The following is a 19,505-nucleotide window of genomic DNA, read 5'->3' as shown; positions in this document are numbered from 1 at the left end:
CCTCGGCTTATCAGCCGAGGCGTTGTTTCGTTTGAGGTCGGCTAGCCCCCCTCTCCCGTGGAGAGGGGTCGAGGGTGAGGCCATCGGGGCCGGGGTGAGGCCATTACCAGCTGAGCGTCTTACTTTCCTCTCCGCCGCGAAACAAAGTGCTTTGTTTTTGCCCACCAGCTTCCAGATTCACAATGTTCATCTGGTCGTCGAATTCTGCCAGCAGCAGCTGGTGGTGCAGCACCAGGCTACGCACTGGCTGGGCCGGCAGCTTGATGGTGACGTAAAGCCAGTGGGCATCACCTTCGCGCTGCATGCCCAGGTAGGTGAGCGGTAACGTTTCGCCGGGCTTGGTGCCGAAGTGCAACGTACGCTTGAGGTAAGCCGCCGTCAGCGGGTTGGTTTGGGCCGCGGGCATATCCGCCAGGCTGATGGACCGGGGCTGACCGGCGGACAGCGCCTTCTCGAAGTCATCGGTAAAGACTTTCAGAGCAATTTCCAGCTGCTGCTTTTGCACGTTGTAGCGCACGTCCATCAGGCTGGTATGGTAGGCGTGGGCAAAAGCGGCCATGCTGCACAAGAGCAAGCCGAAGAGGAATAGCAGAGGACGACGCATATACTCAAGAAACGTAAAAACTCCCCGCCGGAACTGCTCACTCCGTGGGGCCTGGCTGAACGGCTGCCGTTCAACAATCAGACCACGGAACGAAGTTTCAGTTGCCGCGGGGAGTTTTATAAAGACGCAGTCTTAAAACAAAGACTTAATCAGGTCGTTGAAAATCACAAACACCATCAAACTCAGAATCATGGCCATGCCCACCTTTTGGGCATTCTCCAGAAACTTATCCGACGGCTTGCGGCCCGAAATCATTTCGTAGGTCAGGAACATCACGTGGCCGCCATCCAGGGCCGGAATAGGCAACAGGTTCATGAAGGCCAGCACCATGGAGAGCATGCCCGTCAGGGTCCAGAACTTCAGCCAGTCGAAGGTGGCGCCGTACTGCTGGGCAATGGCCATGGGGCCACCCAACGACTTGCGGGCCGAAGCCTCCCCGCGGAAGATCTTACCAAAAGCCTTTATCTGGGTGGTGATAATGCCAAACGCCTGTTTGGTACCCGCCGGCACCGACTCGACCAAGCTATACTTGCGCGTGGCGTACTGCAGCAGAGACTTGGGCCGGAAGCCTACTTTCCCGTCTTCATCTACGTTTACTTTCAGCGCCACCGTCTGACCACCGCGCTCCACCAGCAACGGGGTTTCTTTGCCGGCGTTGTCCTTCAGGGCCTGCTGTAGCTCCGGGAAGAACTGAATAGGCTTACCAGCTACCTGGGCTATCCGGTCGCCGGCTTTCAGGCCGGCCTTGGAAGCCGGCTGCCCGGGCACCACTTCGGCTACCACAAACGGGTCGAGCGGGGCCACGAACAAGGACTGATCCTGGTCGGAGAGGCGGTCCATGAAGTTATTGGGCACCGGCACGTCAATCAGCTGGTTGCCGCGCTCCACAGTGTAGTAGCTGCCCGAGCCCAGCACCACCTCGGGGCTGTACACGTCGTTGAACTCGGTGAACGGGCGGCCGTTGATTTTTACAATCTTGTCGCCGGTGCGGAAGCCGATTTCCTGGCCCAGCTTGTTGGGCACAATGCCATAGCGCACCTCGGAGGCGGGCAGGTAGCTTTCCCCGTAGAGGTAGGTGATAAACGTAAAAATCAGAATGCCCGTGAGCACGTTCACGATGATGCCGCCGAGCATCACAATAAGGCGCTGCCAGGCGGGCTTGGCGCGAAACTCGTAGGGCTTCGGCTCTTCTTTCAGGGCTTCGGTGTCGAGCGACTCGTCCACCATGCCCGTGATTTTCACGAAGCCGCCCAGGGGAATAGCGCCCAGCATGTACTCGGTTTCGCCAATCTGTTTCCCAAAAATCTTGGGCGGAAAGCCAATGGAGAATTTCTCCACCCGCATTCCAAACCATTTGGCCGTCAGCATGTGCCCGAGTTCGTGCACGCCTACCAAAATCGTCAGCCCCAAAATGAGCTGGCCGGCCATTACCAAAATATCCATTCAGTTGTGTGTTGTCAGTTAGGTAGTGTCTTGTTGGCAGTTGTGGTTGCCAGCCAGGCGGTTTTATCGGCGCAGTTGGCGTTGCCAGGGCAGAAAGTCTTCAGCGAAGCTTAACCATTTTCCGCCCGCCGTGCGCAGCTAAAACCGAACCAGTTCCTGGGCGACGCGCCGCGTTTCGGCGTCGGTTTGCACGTAGTCGTCCAGCGTAGGAGCAGCAAGGTACGAAACCCGCGCGAGGCTCGATTCCACCACTTCCGACATTTCCAGAAACCCAATCTTGTCCTGCAGGAAAGCCGCCACGGCCACTTCGTTAGCGGCATTCAGCACGCAGGGGGCGTTGCCGGCCTGCCGCATGGCCTCAAACGCCAGGGCCAGGTTGCGGAACGTGCTGGTATCGGCCGGCTCGAAAGTCAGCTGGGGGAAATCCAGGAAGCGGAAGCGCGGGAAGCTGTTGGGCAGGCGCTGCGGGTAGCCCAATGCGTACTGGATGGGCAGCTTCATATCGGGCAGGCCCAGTTGGGCTTTCAGGGAGCCATCCTCAAATTGCACCAGGGAGTGAATGATGCTCTGTGGATGCACTACCACCTCGATCTGGTCGTTGCGCAGCCCAAACAGCCATTTCGCCTCTATTACCTCCAGCCCTTTGTTCATCAGCGAAGCGGAGTCAATGGTGATTTTGGCGCCCATATCCCAATTAGGATGCTTGAGAGCCTGAGCCTTCGTGACCTGGGCCAGCGCCGCCCGGTCGCGCCCCCGGAAGGGCCCACCCGAAGCCGTCAGCACAATTTTCTCAATGGGATTTTGCTCCTCCCCTACCAGGCACTGGAAAATGGCCGAGTGCTCGGAGTCGACGGGTAGGAGCTGCACGCCGTGTTGCTTTACCAGCTCCGTAATCAGCTGCCCGGCCACCACCAGGGTTTCTTTGTTGGCAAGGGCTATGTTTTTGCCGGCCTGAATGGCGCGCACCGTGGGCAGCAGCCCGGCGTAGCCCACCATAGCCGTCAGCACCACGTCGGCGTCGGGGCGGCCGGCTACCTCGGCCAAGGCGGCGCCCGTCAGCACTTCGGTTTCGGGCTGGGAAGCCAGGGCCGCTTTCACCGCTTGGTACTTCTGCTCCTCTCCGATAACTACGGCCGCAGGCCGAAACTCGCGGGCCTGGGCAATGAGCAGCTCGGCATTGGACTGCGCCGACAAGGCCGTGACGGTGAAGCGGCCGGGCTGGGCCCGGAGCACCTCCAGGGCCTGCGTGCCAATGGAACCAGTAGACCCAAGCAGGGTAACGCGTTTGGGAGAGAAAGACATGGGAATTCGGAAAAAGACGCGGGGCGCGAAGAGGCAAAAGTACGGGGAAGTTTCCCGCACTGCCACCGCTGGCCGGATTTGGCCCCCGGGCATACAAGGCGGGTGGCCCCACAAGCCGTACTTTTGCCTCTGCCGAATCCCCTATCCCTATGAGTAGCCCTGCTTCCGAACCTCAGCTTTCCGCCTTCGATAAAGCCCGCAATGGCCTTTGGCTTAGTTTGCAAAAGCACCTTGAGACGGTGTATGCCGCCGAAAAAAGCTTCCGCGTCGCCGTGCCGCGCACCGACGAACTGCCTTTTTCGGCAGCCCAGATAGAGCCCCAGCTGCTGTTTGAGTACCAGCAGCAACGCGCCCTGCTGCGCGACCTGTACCTGGACGAAACCACTCAGCTCGACAGCCTGGTGAAAGCCGTGCGCCAGAAAAGCTACCAGGAAGACGAGAAAAAGCTGCTCTGGCTGATGATCCTGGGCTACATGGACCTGGCCCACACGGTCTTTGCCCTGCTGGATACGCACCGTCCCAGCCGCCAGGAACCTGATGAAGAACTGACCGATACCACGGCCCGCTTCGAGCGGATTCGCAATTTCATCCGCCTCAACATCCGGGGCATTGCCGGGCTGTTGCCCAAGCTGGGCGGGTGAGGAGTTCGGTTTTCGTTGCTCGTTGTCAGATTTGAAACGAGCAACGAAAACCGGCTATTTCTGCAATGCCTCAGTCTTGGTTCGCTGATAAGTGCGCTGGCTTGCCTGCCGGAATTTGTCGTGCGCTACCGTGAAGAACGTCACGATAGAGTCGATTTCGGTGGTAACGGATACGCTATCCTCTGCTCCCACTGCAGTCTGTAGCGTAGTGATCTGGAATAGGGCTGGCGTTGCAAACTGCCCGTAGGCTTCCGAAATTCCTCCTCCATCGGCCGCGAAATGCGCCACCACCTGCTGCCCGACAAGCTGATGGTTGGTGTTGTACACCAAGCGGAGCAATTGGAATAAATACTCGCCGTCGTGGTGAAGCACCGTTATTTCCTGGCGGGCGGGCGTGTTTTCCTGCAGGGAGTAGAAATAGTAGGGTGCCTGCAGCTGCTCGGTGGCGGGGCGGGGCCGGAGTTGCAGGTAGCGCCCCTCCTGGGCGGGCGTAAGCTTGCGTAGCTTTTCGGTCCCCAGATTAAATCCACCGTCTTCCCCGGTGCGGTAAACGACGCGAAACGTATCCAGCCGGGGCACGGTAAACCACGCTGGATCCAGAAAATCATCGGGTTGAACGCGCACAACGGCCAGGGCGGCAGCCCCTGAGTCGGGGGAAGCAGCCGCGGCCTTCTCTTCTGGCTGCTCCGTTTGCGTGCAGGCCAGACACACGGCTGCCAGGGCGTAGCTTAATTTCTGCATCGGCCTACTGGATACTTAAAATAGTAACTGGTTTACCATTGAAGCTCACCTGCCCGCCGGCCCGCTGCCCCGCCAGCGTCAGGGCTACCGGCGCCGAAGCCGACACGGCAAAGTACTCCTGCCCATCCACTACCAGCTTGCCCGCGCTGATACCCACGTAAAAGTGTCCCAGGCTGGTATGTACCAGCGCGCCGGGCCGCACCGTGTCGCAGGGCAGCTCGGGGTTGATGCGCTGCAGCTCGCCCAGCAGCTGACGGGCCTGCTGCAGCTGCACGGCGTTCCGGTCCCGCTCGTTCTGGGCCATGGCGCGGCCGGTTTCGTACTTATCGCCGGCGCTGCTCTTGGTTTCGGAGTTGGCCGATTCCTGTGCCGCCTGAATGGCCGCCTGGTAGGCGTCGATGCGCTCCTGCACGTAAGTCAGACAGAGCTGATGAAGGGTAGGCTTTGGAAATATCATAGAGAAAATTCAGGCGCTGACCTCATAATCAGCTATGCAGCCATTGCGCTATGGCAAACGGCGCTTCATGATAAAGGAATAGAAAGGGGCTCCTCCACCATATTGGTTCATTCCATGAATTGCGGCCGAACCATTCACCAACTCAAACCCCTGGGCATTGAGCTTTTCTACTTCCGCTAGCACGGGTGCTAGATCATAGCGTATCTCGTTCTTATCCTTTTGGTACTCCCGTTCGACGCTCGGCTTGGAGCCAACAGTTACACTCAGATAGTTATTCCTACCTGACTGGAATACACTGATTACCGCGTACTCCTCGGTGCGCCCTGCAGCACTCAGCTGCCTCTGGTCTACAAAAGAAAATAAACCGAAGGCAAATGACAGACTTACTAAGGCTACTACTAGGTTCTTTTTCATCATGGGGCAAGTTATAAATGAATGTTTAGGTTCTGGCTTATGGGTTAGGTAGTAGGTATATCGTGTCGCTATGTTCACTGAGCTTTCCTGCCCTTATCCCCTTTCCCTCCGCTAACATTTCAGCCGCCGCCGCTCAAGTTGCAGCAAATTATCTTATCCTTACGCTATGCCCGCCCCCGATTTCCTGGCTCTCCAGCTGCTCTCCCAAAGCCCCCACCCTATTCTGCGTCTCTCGGCCGACGGCAAGGTGCAGTACGCCAATCCGGCGGCGGAAAAGCTCCTGCTGTTGGTCCCTAAACAGCAAGTGCAGCACTGGGCAATCTTACCGGCAGGCACAGCCCCCGATGTGTTGCTGCCTGGGCAAACGTACCAGGTGATGGTGGTAGCCGACGAAGCCGCCCGCACCCTCTACTTCACCCCCACGGCCACCCAACAGCTGACGGAGCAGCGCGCTTTTTTCGAAACTATCTTCCACCACTTACCCACGGGCGTGGCCATCTTCGACGCCCAACACCGGTTTCAGTACGTGAACCCGGCTTCCATTCGCAGCCCGGAAGTGCGGGAGTGGATTATCGGCAAAGACAACTTTGAGTACTGCCTTTACCGCAACCGCCCCACGGCTATGGCCGAAGAGCGGGCCCGGCAGTTTGAGCGCGCCGTGCAAACCCGGGCCGAGGCTACCTGGGAGGAAACCATGCAGAGCCCCAATGGACCGCGGCACTGGCTGCGCATCTACCACCCGGTATTTGGGGCCGATGGAGAGCTGCGCATGATTGTGGGCTCCAGCGCCGATATCACGGACCGCTACCTGGCCGAGCAGGAAACGCAACGCGCCAAGCAGGCGGCCGAAGCCGCCGTGCGGGCCCGGGAAACGTTTCTGGCAAATATGAGCCACGAAATCCGGACGCCCCTGAACGGGGTGCTGGGCATGACGGGCCTGCTGGCGCGCACGGAGCTTAGCCCCCAGCAGCAGGAGTACGTGAGCATCATCCGCAACTCGGGCACGCACTTGCTTTCGGTCCTGAACGACGTGCTGGACGTAGCCAAGATTACGTCCGGCAAGCTGGAGCTGGAGCACATTCCCTTCGACCTGAGCAGCGTCATCCGCATGGCCACCCAAACACAGGTATTTCGGGCCACGGAGAAGGGCATTGGGTTTGTGCTGGAGCCGCTGGACTTGCCCGCCCTGCCAGTCCTTGGCGACCCGCACCGCCTCAGCCAGGTGCTGCTCAACCTGCTCAGCAATGCCATCAAGTTTACCCAGCAGGGGGAAGTCCGGCTGCTGGCCCGGTGCCAGGCTGAAACCCCGGAGGCCCTGACCGTTCATTTTCGGGTGAGCGACACGGGCATTGGCGTGCCCGCCGCCAAGCAGGAGGCCATTTTTGCCAGCTTCTCGCAGGCCTACGCCGATACCACCCGTAATTTCGGAGGCACCGGGCTAGGCCTCACCATCTGCAGCAGCTTGGTGGAGCAGCTGGGAGGCAACCTGGTGCTGTGCAGCGTGCCGGGTGAAGGCAGTACGTTCAGCTTCACGCTATCTTTCCCCAAAGCCGCTACCGATGTGGGCGCAAGGGAGCCGTCGGCGGCCCTGGTCAGCGCGGAGCAGGTACGGGGCTGGCGGGTGCTGCTGGTAGAAGACCACGACGTGAACCGGCTGCTGGCCCAACTGGTGCTGGAGCAATATGGCGTGCAGGTAGATGCGGCCGTCAGCGGGGCGGCGGCTCTCACGCTGTTTGAGCAGCGGCACTACCAGTGCATTCTGATGGATATTCAAATGCCCGACATGAGCGGCCTCGACGTGACGGCCGCCATGCGTCGGCACCCGGAGGTGGCCCGGGCCCGCACGCCTATCATTGCCTTTACGGCCAACGCCTTCCGGGCTGATACCGAAAAATACCTGGCGGCTGGCATGGACGACTGCGTAGCCAAGCCCTTCGACGAGGCAGAGCTGCTGCGCAAGATGCTGGCCCTGCACCAGAAAGCAACCAGCCCCAGTCTTTTCGATTTGGAGCAGCTGCGGCAGATGGCCCACGGCAGCCCTACCTTTGTGGCCCGGATTCTGGATGCCTTTCTGCAACAAACGCCCGCGGTGCTTACCCAGCTGCAGGCCGCCGCCGCCCAGTCCGATTGGTCCGTCGTGAGCCGCTGCACGCATAAGCTCAAGCCTTCCCTGAAGCTGCTGCAAAGCGCCGCTCTGCTTAATACTATTGCGGTGGTGGAAGATGCCGCAGCGGTGCCCGAGCAACGGTTTACGGCCGTACAGGAGCTTTCTTCCCAGCTGCCTACTCTATTGGGACAAGTACAGGCCCACGTGCACACAACTGCCGCTTCGCCTAAATAACTTTTAGCAGGTCACCTTAGCAGAGTGGCTCGCCCGACGCCGCGTGCAGGCGCTCGGCCACGCGCTGCAGGGCCTGCAGGAACCGCTCGTACGTGAAAGGCTTCACCAAGTAGTCGACTACGCGGAGCTCAAAGGCTTCCCAAGCGAAGTTCTCGTGGGCCGTCGTCAGGATAACCTGGGGCGGGGCGGGCAGCAGGCGCAGCATATCCAGCCCACTTAGCTCGGGCATCTCCACGTCCAGGAATAAAATATCTACCCGCGGCCCGGCACTAAAAAAGTCCAGCCCCTGCATACTGCCCGTGAGCGTAGCCACAAGCTGCAACGACCCATCCAGCTGGATATAATGCGCCAGTGTCAGGCAATTGATTTCATCATCATCCAGAATAGCACAGGTTAGCCCTTGCACAGATGGAACCAAGCCGGATAAATCAGCAGCACTCATAGAAAACTAACAGAAAAGCAAATGAATCGTGCCACTGGCTCCCTCCTACGAGGCCGCGCCGGGACCAGCGTAGGCAAGCAAAGTACACATTGAACGACAGGAATGAAATTCCTGACAGGTCAGGATACGTTTTCTACCGGCCATACTCTACCGCCAACTCTTCCCCAGCAATTACCCAAGCAGGCCTTCTGCCAGCTGCCGGTCGTTGCTCAGGCGGGGCACTTTGTTTTGGCCGCCCAGCTTGCCCTGGCTTTTCATGTAGCGCTGAAATGCGCCGGCCGGCAGCGGCGTGAGCAGCAGGGGGGCGAGAATGTTACCAGAAAGCAGGTCGTCGTAGTACACGTTGCGCTGGCGCAGGCCAGCATCCAGGGCTTCGGCAAACCCGGCGAGGTTGTGGGGTGGGCGAGCAAACTCAATCAGCCACTCGTGGCGGGAAGGCACGGCGGGGTCGTCGCTCACGCGGGGCGCCACCGTAAACTCCACAACTTCGGCCTCGGGATATTGGCCCATGGCCTCGCGCAGGGTTTGCTCTACTTCCTCGCCAATGACATGCTCCCCGAAAGCTGACAGAAAGTGCTTGATGCGCCCCGTCACGACCACCCGAAACGGGTATTTCTGGGTGAAGCGCACGGTGTCGCCGAGGGAGTAGCCCCAGAGGCCGGCGTTGCTGCTGAGCACCACCGCATATTGCTGGTCCAGCTCTACCTCCGCAATGGTGAGGCGCGGGGGGTTGGGCTCGAAAAACCGCTCGGCAGGAATGAACTCGTAGAAAATACCCGCGTCCAGCAATAGCAGCAGACCGGGGTTGCCGGGCTCGTCCTGAAACGCCAGAAAGCCCTCCGACGCCGGGAACAACTCAATGCTGTCTACCGGCCGGCCAATGGTTTCAAACAGCTTTTTGCGGTAGGGCTCGAAGTTGACGCCCCCGTACACAAACAAGTCAAACTGCGGAAACACTTCCCCCACCGGCCGGCCCGTGCGCTGCACGATCCGGTCGAAGTACATCTGCACCCAGGGCGGAATCCCTGAGATGAGCGTCATGGGCTGGCCCAGGGTTTCGTCTACTATCCGTTCCAGCTTGGTTTCCCAGTCTTCGATGATGTTGGTCTGGTAGCTGGGCAGCTGGTTGCGGCGCAGGTAGGCCGGCACGTGGTGGTTGGCAATGCCCGAGAGCCGGCCCGTGTGAATACCGCCCACGGCTTCCAGTTCTGAGGAGCCCGACAGGAAGATCAGCTTGCCATCCAGAAAGCGGCTTTTGCCGGTGCGGTGCACGTAGTGCAGCAGCGCGTCGCGGGCTCCGTTGATGTGGTTAGGAATGCTGTCCTTGGTAATGGGAATGTACTTGGCCCCGGAGGTGGTGCCGCTGGTTTTGGCCAGGTACAGCGGCTTGCCCGGCCAGAGCACGTTGGCCTCGCCGGTCTTCAAGCGCTCAAAGTAGGGTTTCAGACCTTCGTAGTCGCGTACGGGCACGCGGGCGGCCAGATCCTGGGCCGTGCGGGCGGCGCTAAGGTCATGGTCGCGGCCGAAGCTGGTGCGGGCGCCTTGGCGCAGCAGTTCCTGGAGTACCCGCTGCTGGGTGCCCACGGGGTCCTGCTGCCAGCGGGCATACTGGCGGGCAACGTACGCGGCCAGCGGCCGGCTCAGAACGGATTTGATGCCCATGCGGGGAAATGAGTGAACGGGAATGAATAAATGAGTGAGAATTCACCCATCAGCCCAGCGCTGCCAGTTTTGGTCAAAAATAGGACTTCGTGCTTTGAAAAAGCTTAATGACTTATCTTTTCAGGGTCGGAGGACGTACGTCACTCAACTATTCACTTACACATTTACTCCCATGATCAACCAACGTGGCAAGGCCGTCTGGAACGGCGACATCAAAGGCAGCGGCGAAATTTCCACCCAAAGCGGCACGGTGCAGGCGCCCTACTCGGTAGGCGCGCGGTTTGAAGGCCAGAAAGGCACCAACCCCGAAGAACTGATTGGCGCGGCCCACGCCGGCTGCTATACCATGTTCCTGACCAGCATCCTGACCAAGGACGGCAAGCAGGTGCAGCAAATCCGCACTGAGTCGAAGGTGACGCTGGATACCTCGGGCGACGTACCGAAAATCGTGAAGATTTCCCTGACGACGGAAGGTGAAGTAGCGGGCCTCTCGCAGGAAGAGTTTCAGCAGTACGCCGAGAAGGCCAAGGAAAACTGCCCCATTTCGCAGGTACTGAAAGCCGTACCGGAAATGGAGCTAGCGTCGGCCACGTTGAAATAAGCAGGAAGTCAGTTGTTGGCCAGTTGCCATACCGCGCCAAGCTCAGGCGGCCTTGCTTACTTTGCCAACCGCAGCCTGTGAGTTGCCTTGGCTTGGCACTCGGCGGTGCACAACCAACAACTGCTTACTTTTGCGGCTTCTCTTTTCCTCACGCTACGTATGCCTCCAGCCTCTACCCGTTTTCGACTTCAGCCCGCCAACACACAGCGCATTCCTTTCTGGGGGCAGCTCTTCATTGGGCTCATCTGGCTGGGCTACGTGCTGGCCCTGATTTTCTCGGGCGAGGGCAGCAGCGACTTTCACTTCCTACACTACGTATTTCTGGTGTTTAGTCTGGTGTATCTGGGCTACGTGCTGGTGCACAACGCGCCCATTTTTGGCACGCAGAGCTACCTGGAATTCACCCCAGCCTACATCGTTCATAAGAATGGCCTTTTCCGGCCCAAGCAGGCCTTTGCCGCCGAAACCATTGCCGCCATTGAGCTGCTGCCCCGCCAGCTACGCCTCAAGCTGAAAGACGGCACCAGCTTCCCCTTGAGCCTGCGCGAGATACGCGGCGCCAAGCGCAAGCGTCTGGTTATCGACAAAGCCCGCACGTTTGCGGCCCAGCACCAGATTCCCGTGCGGGAATAAGGTATCAGCTTCGGTGGTCTCCCCCCGATGGCCTCACCCCCGGCCCCTCTCCCGTGGAGAGGGGAGCCAGCCGCGCTGCCCGGCGCAACTGCTTCGGCTAGCGCCTCGGCAGCTGCTACCGCAAAACAGGATTGTGTCTACATAACAAGGCCTCGGCTGGTAAGCCGAGGCCTTGTTTCGTTTGGGGACGTCAGGCTCCCCTCTCCGTGGGAGAGGGGCCGGGGGTGAGGCCATCGGGGGGTGAGGCCTTACTTCGTAAACTTCTTGCGCAGCTCCTGCACCTGGCTCCGAAACTGCTTATCGGAGTCAATCAAGTCCGAAACGGTTTGAACGGAGTGGATGACGGTGCTATGGTCGCGGCCGCCGAAGTGGTAGCCAATGCTTTTGAGGGAGTGGTTGGTGTGTTCCTTGGCAAAGTACATGGCCACCTGCCGGGCCGTCACTACCTCTTTCTTGCGGGTTTTGGCCTTCAGCAAGTCCACCGAAATGCTGAAGAACTCCGCCACGGTTTTCTGAATAAAGTCCAGGTTTACCTCCGCCTCCACATCCTCAATGATGTGACGCAGGGCCTGCTTGGCCATTTCCAGGTCGATTTCGCGGCGGTTCAGGGAGCTTTGCGCAATGAGCGAAATCAGCACGCCTTCCAGCTCCCGCACGTTGGTATCCACGGAGTAGGCCAGGTACTCCACTACCTGCGGCGGGATGTCAATGCCATCCTGCTGCATCTTGTTCTGGATGATGGCCATGCGCGTCTCAAAGTCGGGGCTTTGCAGGTCGGCCGTGAGGCCCCACTTAAAGCGCGACAGGAGCCGGTCCTCCAAACCCACCAGGTCGCGGGGTGGGCGGTCCGAGGTCATCACAATCTGCTTCCCAGCCTGGTGCAGGTGATTGAAGATGTGAAAGAACATTTCCTGGGTTTTGTCCTTGCCCGACAGGAACTGTACGTCGTCCAGAATCAGGATATCTACCAACAGGTAAAAGTTGGCAAAGTCCTGCACGGCATTGGCGCGCAGGCTCTCGATAAACTGGTTCGTAAACTTCTCCGCCGACACGTACAGCACGAACTTGTCGGTGTTCGAGGCCTTGATGTGGTTGCCGATGGCCTGCACCAAGTGGGTTTTGCCCAGGCCCACGCCCCCGTAAATCATCAGCGGGTTGAAGCTGGTAGTACCGGGCTTGTTGGCCACGGCGAGGCCAGCCGAACGCGCCAAGCGGTTGCAGTCCCCCTCAATGTAATTCTCGAAGGAATACGAGTTATTGAGCTGCGACTGCAGGTAGTTGCGGTCGATGACCTTGGACGCCTCGAAGGGGTTGCGTAGCTGGGCCGGTGCCACCGGCGCCGCCGCGGCAGCGGCCACGTTGCGGGCCGAAGCCGTAAGGGCACCGGCCGCCAGAGAGGCTGCGGGGGTAGATGCCGCCGAAGGCGCCGCCATTTTCCGCGCCGTGGGGATATTCACGGTGCGGGGCTTGTTCTGGCTATTGCCTTGGTCTACCACAATGGAGTACTCCAGCCGCCCTTCCGGGCCCAGCTCCTGGTAGATGCCGCGCTTAAGCTCCTCCACGTAATGCTCTTCCAGCCATTCGTAGAAAAACTGGCTGGGCACCTGAATGACCAGCACATTATCGTGCAGGGCTACCGGCACAATGGGTTCAAACCACGTGCGGAAGCTCTGCTCCCCAATGCTGCTCCTGATGACGCGAAGACAGTTGGCCCATACGATACGGCAATCCTTCAACATCAATGAAAATCAGGCAAATGCGTGGTTGCGAGGGCAAAAAGGGAGAGGCAGAGCAAAGCTCACGAATGAGCCTTTTTTTTAGAGGGAGACAAAAATGTGGAAAAGTCCGGAGACAAAAAAACCCATTTCTGCTTGCGAATGTCAGGCTGTATGCACGGGTAGCACCGCCGCCTGCGCTACGCCCGGCCGGCGCGTGCCCCGCTCGAACACATAATCGATACGGCCCAGGTTGATGCCCGACCACCCTACCTGGTTTATCAGGGTCTGGTGCCCGTTGGGGCCCTTTACCACGTCCGGCTTTTCCAGGAACGTGTGTGTGTGCCCACCTAGTATCAGGTCGATGCCGGGGGCGCCGGCCGCCAATTTAAAATCGTCGATTTTCTCGTCTTCGTATTTATAGCCCAGGTGCGAGAGGCAAATTACCATGTCGCACTTCTCAGCCCCGCGCAGCTTGGCTACCATGTCGCGGGCTGTAGCAATGGGGTCGAGGTACTTGGTAGCGCCATAGTTGCGGTCGGCCACCAGGCCGGCCAGCTTGATGCCTACCCCAAATACCCCAATGCGGTGCCCGGCTTTCTCAAATACTTTATATGGCTGAAAGCGGCCGGCCAGCAGGGTTTCCGAGAAGTCGTAGTTGGCCGACAGAAACGGAAACGCGGCGTTGGGCAGCTGCTTCTGCAAGCCTTCCAGCCCGTTGTCGAAGTCGTGGTTGCCGAGGGTGCTGGCGTCGTAGCGCATCTGCGACATGAGCTTATACTCCAGCTCACCCCCAAAGAAGTTGAAGTAGGGCGTGCCCTGCCAGATGTCGCCGGAGTCGAGCAAGAGCACATGGGGCTCCTGCCGGCGCACCTGCTCGATGAGGGCAGCGCGGCGGGCCATGCCGCCCATGCCCGCCCACTGGGCGGCGTTATCGGGAAATGGCTCAATTCGGGAGTGCATATCGTTGGTATGCAGAATCACCAGCTTCGCGGCATCGGCCGCGGCGGCGGGCAGGCTCAAACCCAACAACCCCAAACTGGCCGCACCCAGCGTGCTATGTTTCAAAAATTCGCGACGGTCCATCTGGTTTAATGTGGAGAATGTGGGGAATGTGCTGCGCTTGGCGAATGTGGGAAATGTGCTGATGGGAGAAATGTGGTTGAATGGGCTAACGCGCAATATTTCCCATTAGCACACCAGCATATCAGCCCCCCATTTGCGAAGCGTGGCACATTGCTATTTCACTCGGCCTTCTACTTTGGCCTCTACCGGCTTGCCGGCTTTGGTCAGCGCTTGGATGTGCTCACTGATGGCGGTACGCAGCAGTACGCCGGTTTTGCGTGGGGGCAGGGCCCGGAAAAACGTCATTTGGTCGCCGCCGCCGGCCAGGTAGTCGCTGATGGCAATGGTGTAGGTGCGGCTGGCATCAAAGGGCTTCCCGCCGATGAGGATGTTGGTGGCTTTGCCCTCGGCCGTGGCCGTGTACACCGCCCCCGACAAGGCCATTTTCACCCGGGCAGCGTAGTCGAACATCTGCTGGGCCACGGCGCCGGGGGCGTCCAGCACCACCAGCTCGTTTTCAAACGGCATCAACTCAAATACCGAGCCCACCGTGACCGGACCAGCTGGCAAAGGCGCCCGCAGGCCCCCGTTGCTCATCACGCCCAGGTCGATGGGCTGCCCCAGTTCCCGCGAGGCGCGGGTGCGCTGCAAGTCCGAAACGAAGTTGGCCAGCGGCGACTCGCCGGGGTTTTTCGTAATAGCCGCCGGCGCATTGCCCAGCACGGCGCTCATGGTTTCCTCTACCTTTTGATGATAAGGCGCAATGGTGGCTTCGGCCTTGGGGTCGGCGGGAAGCTGCTTGCTCACGGGCTGGGCCGTGACGGGCGCTAGCTGGACTGTGGCCTGATAGAAAGGGCGCTGGCAGCCGGCAGTCAGGCTGATACAGGCCAGCGCTGCCCCAAATAAAAAGCCAGAAAAGCTAGAATTCATGCGAGATACACGTTGTAAAGAGGGCAAAGATACACAGCCGCGCGTACCCAAGCAGCCAAGAGGTTTATGATTCACCACCAGGGAAGCTTCCTTTTCCAGGAATAGCCAGGCCCTTGGTGTAAGCCCAAAACGCTGCATAAGCCTGCGCCGATATCTAGGCCAATCCGGTATCTTTAGCCCGTTTTCCACCCGCTTTTGCTATGTCCGACACGCCGCGCCCAGGGTCTGTTTCCTTTGCCGAGTTTGCCCCGCTCACCACCGAGCAGTGGCAGCAGCGCCTCACCCGCGACCTGAAAGGCGCCGACCTGGCCGATCTGCGCTGGCACACCCCCGAGGGGTTGGTGCTGGAGCCCTTTTACCACCGCGAGGCCCTGGCCTCCCTCGGCACGGTGCCTGCTCCGCAGGTCCCCGCCCTGCCCGGCCGCTGGCGCAACGTGCCTACCCTGGTCGTACCAGCCCACGACAACGGCCACGCCGCCATCGACCATGCGGCCCAGGCCCTGCAGCGCGGGGCCGATGGTATCCACTTCGATATCACCGCCCCGGCTTTGTTTGATGTGGGCTATCTGGCCGCTACCCTACCCACTTCTTCCGCTTACCTGGCCTACACCGTTTGCCAGCAGCCCGACGAGTTTCTGCAGCGCCTGCTGGAAGCGGTACCACCTCACACCCTGCGCGGCTTTCTGCGCTACGCACCCGGCCAGGGCAGCTCGCCCGACGACTATGCCCTGCAGGTGGAAGCCCAGCGCCGCTGCCTGGAGCTGGCCCGCACCTGCCCCGATTTTTTGCCTTTAGGCATCAACGGCAACTTTTTTGGCAACCGGGGTGCCACGGCCGTGCAGGAAGTGGCCTACATCCTGAACACCGCCGTAGCCTTCCTCGACAACCTGCCCACCCCCGAGGGTGGTATCGACGCCACGACGGTGGCGGCCGCCCTGCACGTGCACGTGAGCGTGGGCACCAGCTACTTCCTGCAGATAGCCAAGCTGCGCGCTTTGCGCCGGTTGTGGGCTACGCTGCTGCACGCCTTTGGCGTACCGGCCGAAGTAGCCGCCCACCTGCACATTCACGCTACTACCTCCTCGTGGGTGCAAACCACCCTCGACCCGCACACCAACCTCCTACGCGTGACCACCGAGGCCATGAGCGCCGTGCTGGGCGGGGCCGATTCGGTGTCGGTGACGCCCTTCGACAGCCTCTACGCCGAGCCCAATGAGTTTTCGAGCCGCATCGCGCGCAACGTGCCCATCATCTTGCGCGAAGAAGCCTACCTCGACCGGGTAGCCGACCCCGCCGCCGGCTCCTACTTCCTCGAAACCCTCACCGACCAGTTGGCCCAGGAGGCCTGGGCCCTGTTCCAGGAAATGGAAGCCGCCGGGGGCATTTTGTCGGGGCGGGGCCGGATGATGGAGGCCGTCCGCCAGAAAACCATGGAGCAGTTCCAGCGCATTGCCAGCGGCGAGCAGGTAATAGTGGGCACCAACCGCTTCCAGAACGCCCAGGAGCAGTTCGGCTTCGATGCCAAGAAACTGCTGCGCAGCCGCTCCTTTGATAGCACGCGGGCCGCTTATCCTTCGGAAGTACTGCGCCTGGCCACGGCCATGCACTTTGTGCGCAAGGAGCAGAAAAAGAAAAAGGCCGCCGTGGTGCTGCTCGGCACCGATACCATTCAGCTCATCTACGACTCCTTCGTGCGGCTGCTGCCCCCGGCCGAGCGCCCTGCGCCGGCCGAGGCCCCGCCAACCGGGGCTTTGTCCATCCTATTTTCCTCGGCCGAGGAAGCCACGCTCATGTCGGCTACCAACGAGCAGTTCCGGCGCTTCTCGGAGTTTATTCTGCAGGAGCCCCAGGACGACCCCGAGGAAATGCTGGCCGACCACGACGCGCCTGTCCTGCTCTCCGCCGACTTGGCCACCATGCGCGAGGCGTTGCGCGTGTTCGGCTTCCAGGAGTTCACCCTCCACGGCCACACCACCGACGACGTGCTGGCCCGTTTGCAGGGACGGTAAAACAAGTGCAGAAAACACCTGTCATCCTGAGCAGCGCGAAGGACCTTACCACTACAGAAAGACAGGCATGTATATACGTATACCCCTGACGTGATAAGGTCCTTCGCGCTGCTCAGGATGACAAACGAGTAGCTACCCCGCCCCCTACCCCATGAAACCCGACTTCTCCACCATAGCCTACGATGCCGCGCCGCTGGCGGCTCCGCTGGCCCAGCCGGCCACCTCTCCTACCCCCGAGGGCATCGAGCTGAAAGCCTATTACACCGCCGAAGACATAGCCACGCTCGACCACCTGGGGTTTGGGGCGGGGCAGGCGCCCTTTCTGCGCGGGCCTTACTCCTCCATGTATGTGCAGAACCCCTGGACGGTGCGCCAGTACGCGGGCTTCAGCACGGCCGAGGCCAGCAACGCCTTCTACCGCCGCAACCTCGCGGGCGGGCAGAAAGGCCTAAGCGTGGCCTTCGACCTGGCTACGCACCGGGGCTACGACTCCGACCACCCCCGCGTGCAGGGCGACGTGGGCAAGGCCGGCGTGGCCATCGACTCGGTGGAGGACATGAAGATCTTGTTCGACCAGATTCCCCTGGACCAGATGTCGGTGTCGATGACCATGAACGGGGCGGTGCTGCCCATTATGGCCTTTTATATTGTGGCGGCGGAGGAGCAGGGCGTGAGCCCCGAAAAGCTGGCGGGCACCATTCAGAATGACATTCTGAAGGAGTTCATGGTGCGCAACACCTACATCTATCCGCCCGCGCCCAGCATGCGCATCATTGCCGATATCTTCAGCTACACGGCGCGGCTGATGCCCAAGTTCAACTCCATCAGCATCTCGGGCTACCACATGCAGGAAGCCGGGGCCACCGCCGACTTGGAGCTGGCCTACACCCTGGCCGACGGTGTGGAGTACGTGCGCGCCGGCCTCGCAGCGGGCATGACCATCGACCAGTTTGCGCCCCGCCTGAGCTTCTTCTGGGCCATTGGCATGAACCACTTCATGGAAATTGCCAAGATGCGCGCCGGCCGCCTGCTTTGGGCCAAGCTCATGAAAAACCTCGGGGCCGAAAACCCCAAGAGCCTGGCCTTGCGCACCCACTGCCAGACCTCGGGCTACTCCCTCACCGAGCAGGACCCCTTCAACAACGTCACGCGCACCTGCGTGGAGGCCCTGGCCGCGGCCCTGGGTGGCACCCAGAGCCTGCACACCAACGCCCTCGACGAAGCCATTGCCCTGCCCACCGACTTCTCGGCGCGCATTGCCCGCAACACCCAGCTTTACATCCAGCACGAAACCGACATTACCCGCGTGGTAGACCCCTGGGGCGGCTCCTACTACGTGGAGCGCCTCACCCACGAGCTGGCCGACAAAGCCTGGGCCCTCATCCAGGAAGTGGAAGAGCTGGGCGGCATGGCCAAGGCCATTGAAACCGGCCTGCCCAAGCTGCGCATCGAGGAGGCTGCCGCCCGCAAGCAAGCCCGCATCGACTCGGGCAAGGAGGTGATTGTGGGCGTAAACCGCTACCGCCTCACCGAGGAGGAGCAGGCCCGCGAAGCCCAAATCGAAATCCTCGACATCGACAACGCCGCCGTGCGCGAGTCGCAGATTGCCCGCCTCAATAAGTTGAAAGCCGAGCGCGACAACGCCGCCGTGCAGCAAGCCCTACAGGCCCTGACCGACGCGGCCAGAGAGGTTTCGGGTTCTGAGTCTGGGGTTTCGGGTACGGACGTTCAGCCCGAAACTCAAAACCAGAAATCCGAAACCCGAAACCTCCTGGCGTTGGCCGTGCAGGCTGCCCGCCTGCGCGCGACGCTGGGCGAAATCTCCGATGCCCTGGAGGCCGTGTATGGCCGCCACCAGGCCACCATCCGCACCGTGTCGGGGGTGTACTCCCAGGAAATGGACTACGACCAGGAATTTGCCAAGGCCCGCCAGCTGGCCGATGCGTTCAGCCAGAAAGAAGGCCGCCGCCCCCGCATGATGGTGGCAAAAATGGGCCAGGACGGCCACGACCGGGGCGCGAAAGTCATTGCCACTTCCTTCGCCGACGTGGGCTTCGACGTGGACATTGCCCCCCTGTTCCAGACGCCCGAGGAAGTAGCCCGCCAGGCCGCCGAAAACGACGTGCACGTGGTGGGGGTATCCTCGCTGGCTGCCGGCCACAAAACCCTGGTGCCCCAGCTCATCGAAGAGCTGGCTAAATTGGACCGGGCCGATATCCTCGTCATTGCCGGGGGCGTAATCCCGGCCCAGGACTACCAGTTCCTCTACGACGCCGGCGTGACCGGCATCTACGGCCCCGGCACCGTCATTGCCGTAGCCGCCCAGGAGATTCTGCGGAAGCTGGGGGAGTAAACTAATAACCTTTTATATATTAAAAAATCGGCAGTGGTCTAAAGGGTGGTTTTTGCTATGTTGAGGCATGATTCAAACCACCATCTGTTGCGGTAAGTGCGGCAGCACGGCGCTGCGCAAGAACGGGCATAGCAAGGGCAAAGCCAAGTACC

General features: G+C 60.5%; 17 protein-coding genes. 6 read left to right on the top strand and 11 right to left on the bottom strand.

Features of this window, described 5'->3' with window-relative positions; all coding sequences use genetic code 11:
- Positions 1–103: 103 nt before the first annotated feature.
- From FY528_RS12185 to FY528_RS12175, 3 genes are all read right to left on the bottom strand, one after another.
- A complete protein-coding gene (locus tag FY528_RS12185; protein ID WP_149071297.1) occupies positions 104–604 on the bottom strand; it encodes a DUF6702 family protein in 501 nt (166 codons plus the stop codon).
- A 132-nt stretch (positions 605–736) separates the two neighbouring features.
- Positions 737–2,047: an RIP metalloprotease RseP gene (gene rseP, locus FY528_RS12180; RefSeq protein WP_149071296.1), complete on the bottom strand. Its 1,311-nt coding sequence runs from the start codon at positions 2,045–2,047 to the stop codon at positions 737–739.
- A gap of 138 nt (positions 2,048–2,185) precedes the next feature.
- On the bottom strand, positions 2,186–3,349 hold the full coding sequence (locus tag FY528_RS12175; RefSeq protein ID WP_149071295.1) for a 1-deoxy-D-xylulose-5-phosphate reductoisomerase: 1,164 nt from the start codon (positions 3,347–3,349) through the stop codon (positions 2,186–2,188).
- A 149-nt stretch (positions 3,350–3,498) separates the two neighbouring features.
- On the opposite strand from FY528_RS12175, the gene FY528_RS12170 reads away from it, so the two are divergent.
- Positions 3,499–3,990, top strand: a complete 492-nt coding sequence (locus FY528_RS12170; protein WP_149071294.1) for a hypothetical protein — start codon at positions 3,499–3,501, stop codon at positions 3,988–3,990.
- Between the two features lie 54 nt (positions 3,991–4,044).
- Here the strand turns inward: FY528_RS12170 and FY528_RS12165 are convergent, their stop codons facing one another.
- Genes FY528_RS12165 through FY528_RS12155 form a run of 3 tightly spaced genes read right to left on the bottom strand, consistent with a single transcriptional unit; the run spans position 4,045 to position 5,602 of the window.
- On the bottom strand, positions 4,045–4,731 hold the full coding sequence (locus tag FY528_RS12165) for a hypothetical protein (RefSeq protein WP_149071293.1): 687 nt from the start codon (positions 4,729–4,731) through the stop codon (positions 4,045–4,047).
- A gap of 4 nt (positions 4,732–4,735) precedes the next feature.
- Entirely contained in the window at positions 4,736–5,188 is a 453-nt protein-coding gene (locus FY528_RS12160; protein WP_149071292.1) for a 3-oxoacyl-ACP synthase, read from the bottom strand.
- 48 nt (positions 5,189–5,236) lie between these two features.
- Entirely contained in the window at positions 5,237–5,602 is a 366-nt protein-coding gene (locus tag FY528_RS12155) for a hypothetical protein (RefSeq protein WP_187632105.1), read from the bottom strand.
- Between the two features lie 166 nt (positions 5,603–5,768).
- Here FY528_RS12155 and FY528_RS12150 point away from each other — a divergent pair, with 166 nt between their 5' ends.
- Positions 5,769–7,943 carry a response regulator gene (locus tag FY528_RS12150; protein ID WP_149071290.1) on the top strand — a complete coding sequence of 725 codons (2,175 nt, stop codon included), beginning with the start codon at positions 5,769–5,771 and terminating at the stop codon, positions 7,941–7,943.
- A 16-nt stretch (positions 7,944–7,959) separates the two neighbouring features.
- Here FY528_RS12150 and FY528_RS12145 read toward each other — a convergent pair whose 3' ends face one another.
- Together FY528_RS12145 and FY528_RS12140 are read right to left on the bottom strand one after the other, a co-directional pair.
- Positions 7,960–8,385, bottom strand: a complete 426-nt coding sequence (locus FY528_RS12145; RefSeq protein WP_149071289.1) for a LytR/AlgR family response regulator transcription factor — start codon at positions 8,383–8,385, stop codon at positions 7,960–7,962.
- 171 nt (positions 8,386–8,556) lie between these two features.
- Positions 8,557–10,047, bottom strand: a complete 1,491-nt coding sequence (locus FY528_RS12140) for a GH3 family acyl-acid amido synthetase (RefSeq protein ID WP_149071288.1) — start codon at positions 10,045–10,047, stop codon at positions 8,557–8,559.
- Positions 10,048–10,219: 172 nt separating this feature from the next.
- Between FY528_RS12140 and FY528_RS12135 the strand changes: the two genes are divergently transcribed.
- Complete coding sequence (locus tag FY528_RS12135; RefSeq protein WP_149071287.1) at positions 10,220–10,648, top strand: OsmC family peroxiredoxin; 429 nt, start codon at positions 10,220–10,222, stop codon at positions 10,646–10,648.
- 159 nt (positions 10,649–10,807) lie between these two features.
- On the top strand, positions 10,808–11,281 hold the full coding sequence (locus tag FY528_RS12130) for a hypothetical protein (protein WP_149071286.1): 474 nt from the start codon (positions 10,808–10,810) through the stop codon (positions 11,279–11,281).
- Positions 11,282–11,529: 248 nt separating this feature from the next.
- On the opposite strand, the gene dnaA is transcribed toward FY528_RS12130, so the two are convergent.
- The 3 genes from dnaA to FY528_RS12115 form a co-directional block, all read right to left on the bottom strand.
- Entirely contained in the window at positions 11,530–13,020 is a 1,491-nt protein-coding gene (gene dnaA, locus FY528_RS12125) for a chromosomal replication initiator protein DnaA (RefSeq protein WP_149071285.1), read from the bottom strand.
- Positions 13,021–13,161: 141 nt separating this feature from the next.
- Positions 13,162–14,082 carry a bifunctional metallophosphatase/5'-nucleotidase gene (locus tag FY528_RS12120; protein WP_149071284.1) on the bottom strand — a complete coding sequence of 307 codons (921 nt, stop codon included), beginning with the start codon at positions 14,080–14,082 and terminating at the stop codon, positions 13,162–13,164.
- A gap of 153 nt (positions 14,083–14,235) precedes the next feature.
- Positions 14,236–14,991, bottom strand: a complete 756-nt coding sequence (locus FY528_RS12115; protein ID WP_149071283.1) for a 5'-nucleotidase C-terminal domain-containing protein — start codon at positions 14,989–14,991, stop codon at positions 14,236–14,238.
- Positions 14,992–15,191: 200 nt separating this feature from the next.
- Between FY528_RS12115 and FY528_RS12110 the strand changes: the two genes are divergently transcribed.
- Positions 15,192–17,000 carry a methylmalonyl-CoA mutase family protein gene (locus tag FY528_RS12110; RefSeq protein WP_149071282.1) on the top strand — a complete coding sequence of 603 codons (1,809 nt, stop codon included), beginning with the start codon at positions 15,192–15,194 and terminating at the stop codon, positions 16,998–17,000.
- Positions 17,001–17,151: 151 nt separating this feature from the next.
- On the top strand, positions 17,152–19,353 hold the full coding sequence (scpA, locus tag FY528_RS12105; RefSeq protein ID WP_149071281.1) for a methylmalonyl-CoA mutase: 2,202 nt from the start codon (positions 17,152–17,154) through the stop codon (positions 19,351–19,353).
- The last annotated feature ends 152 nt before the right edge of the window (positions 19,354–19,505 follow it).

Source organism: Hymenobacter lutimineralis (genome assembly GCF_008271285.1).
GTDB classification, from domain to species: Bacteria; Bacteroidota; Bacteroidia; order Cytophagales; family Hymenobacteraceae; genus Hymenobacter; species Hymenobacter lutimineralis.
The sequence above is the reverse complement of the archived record's forward strand: the minus strand, read 5'-3'. Positions and strand labels throughout refer to the sequence as shown.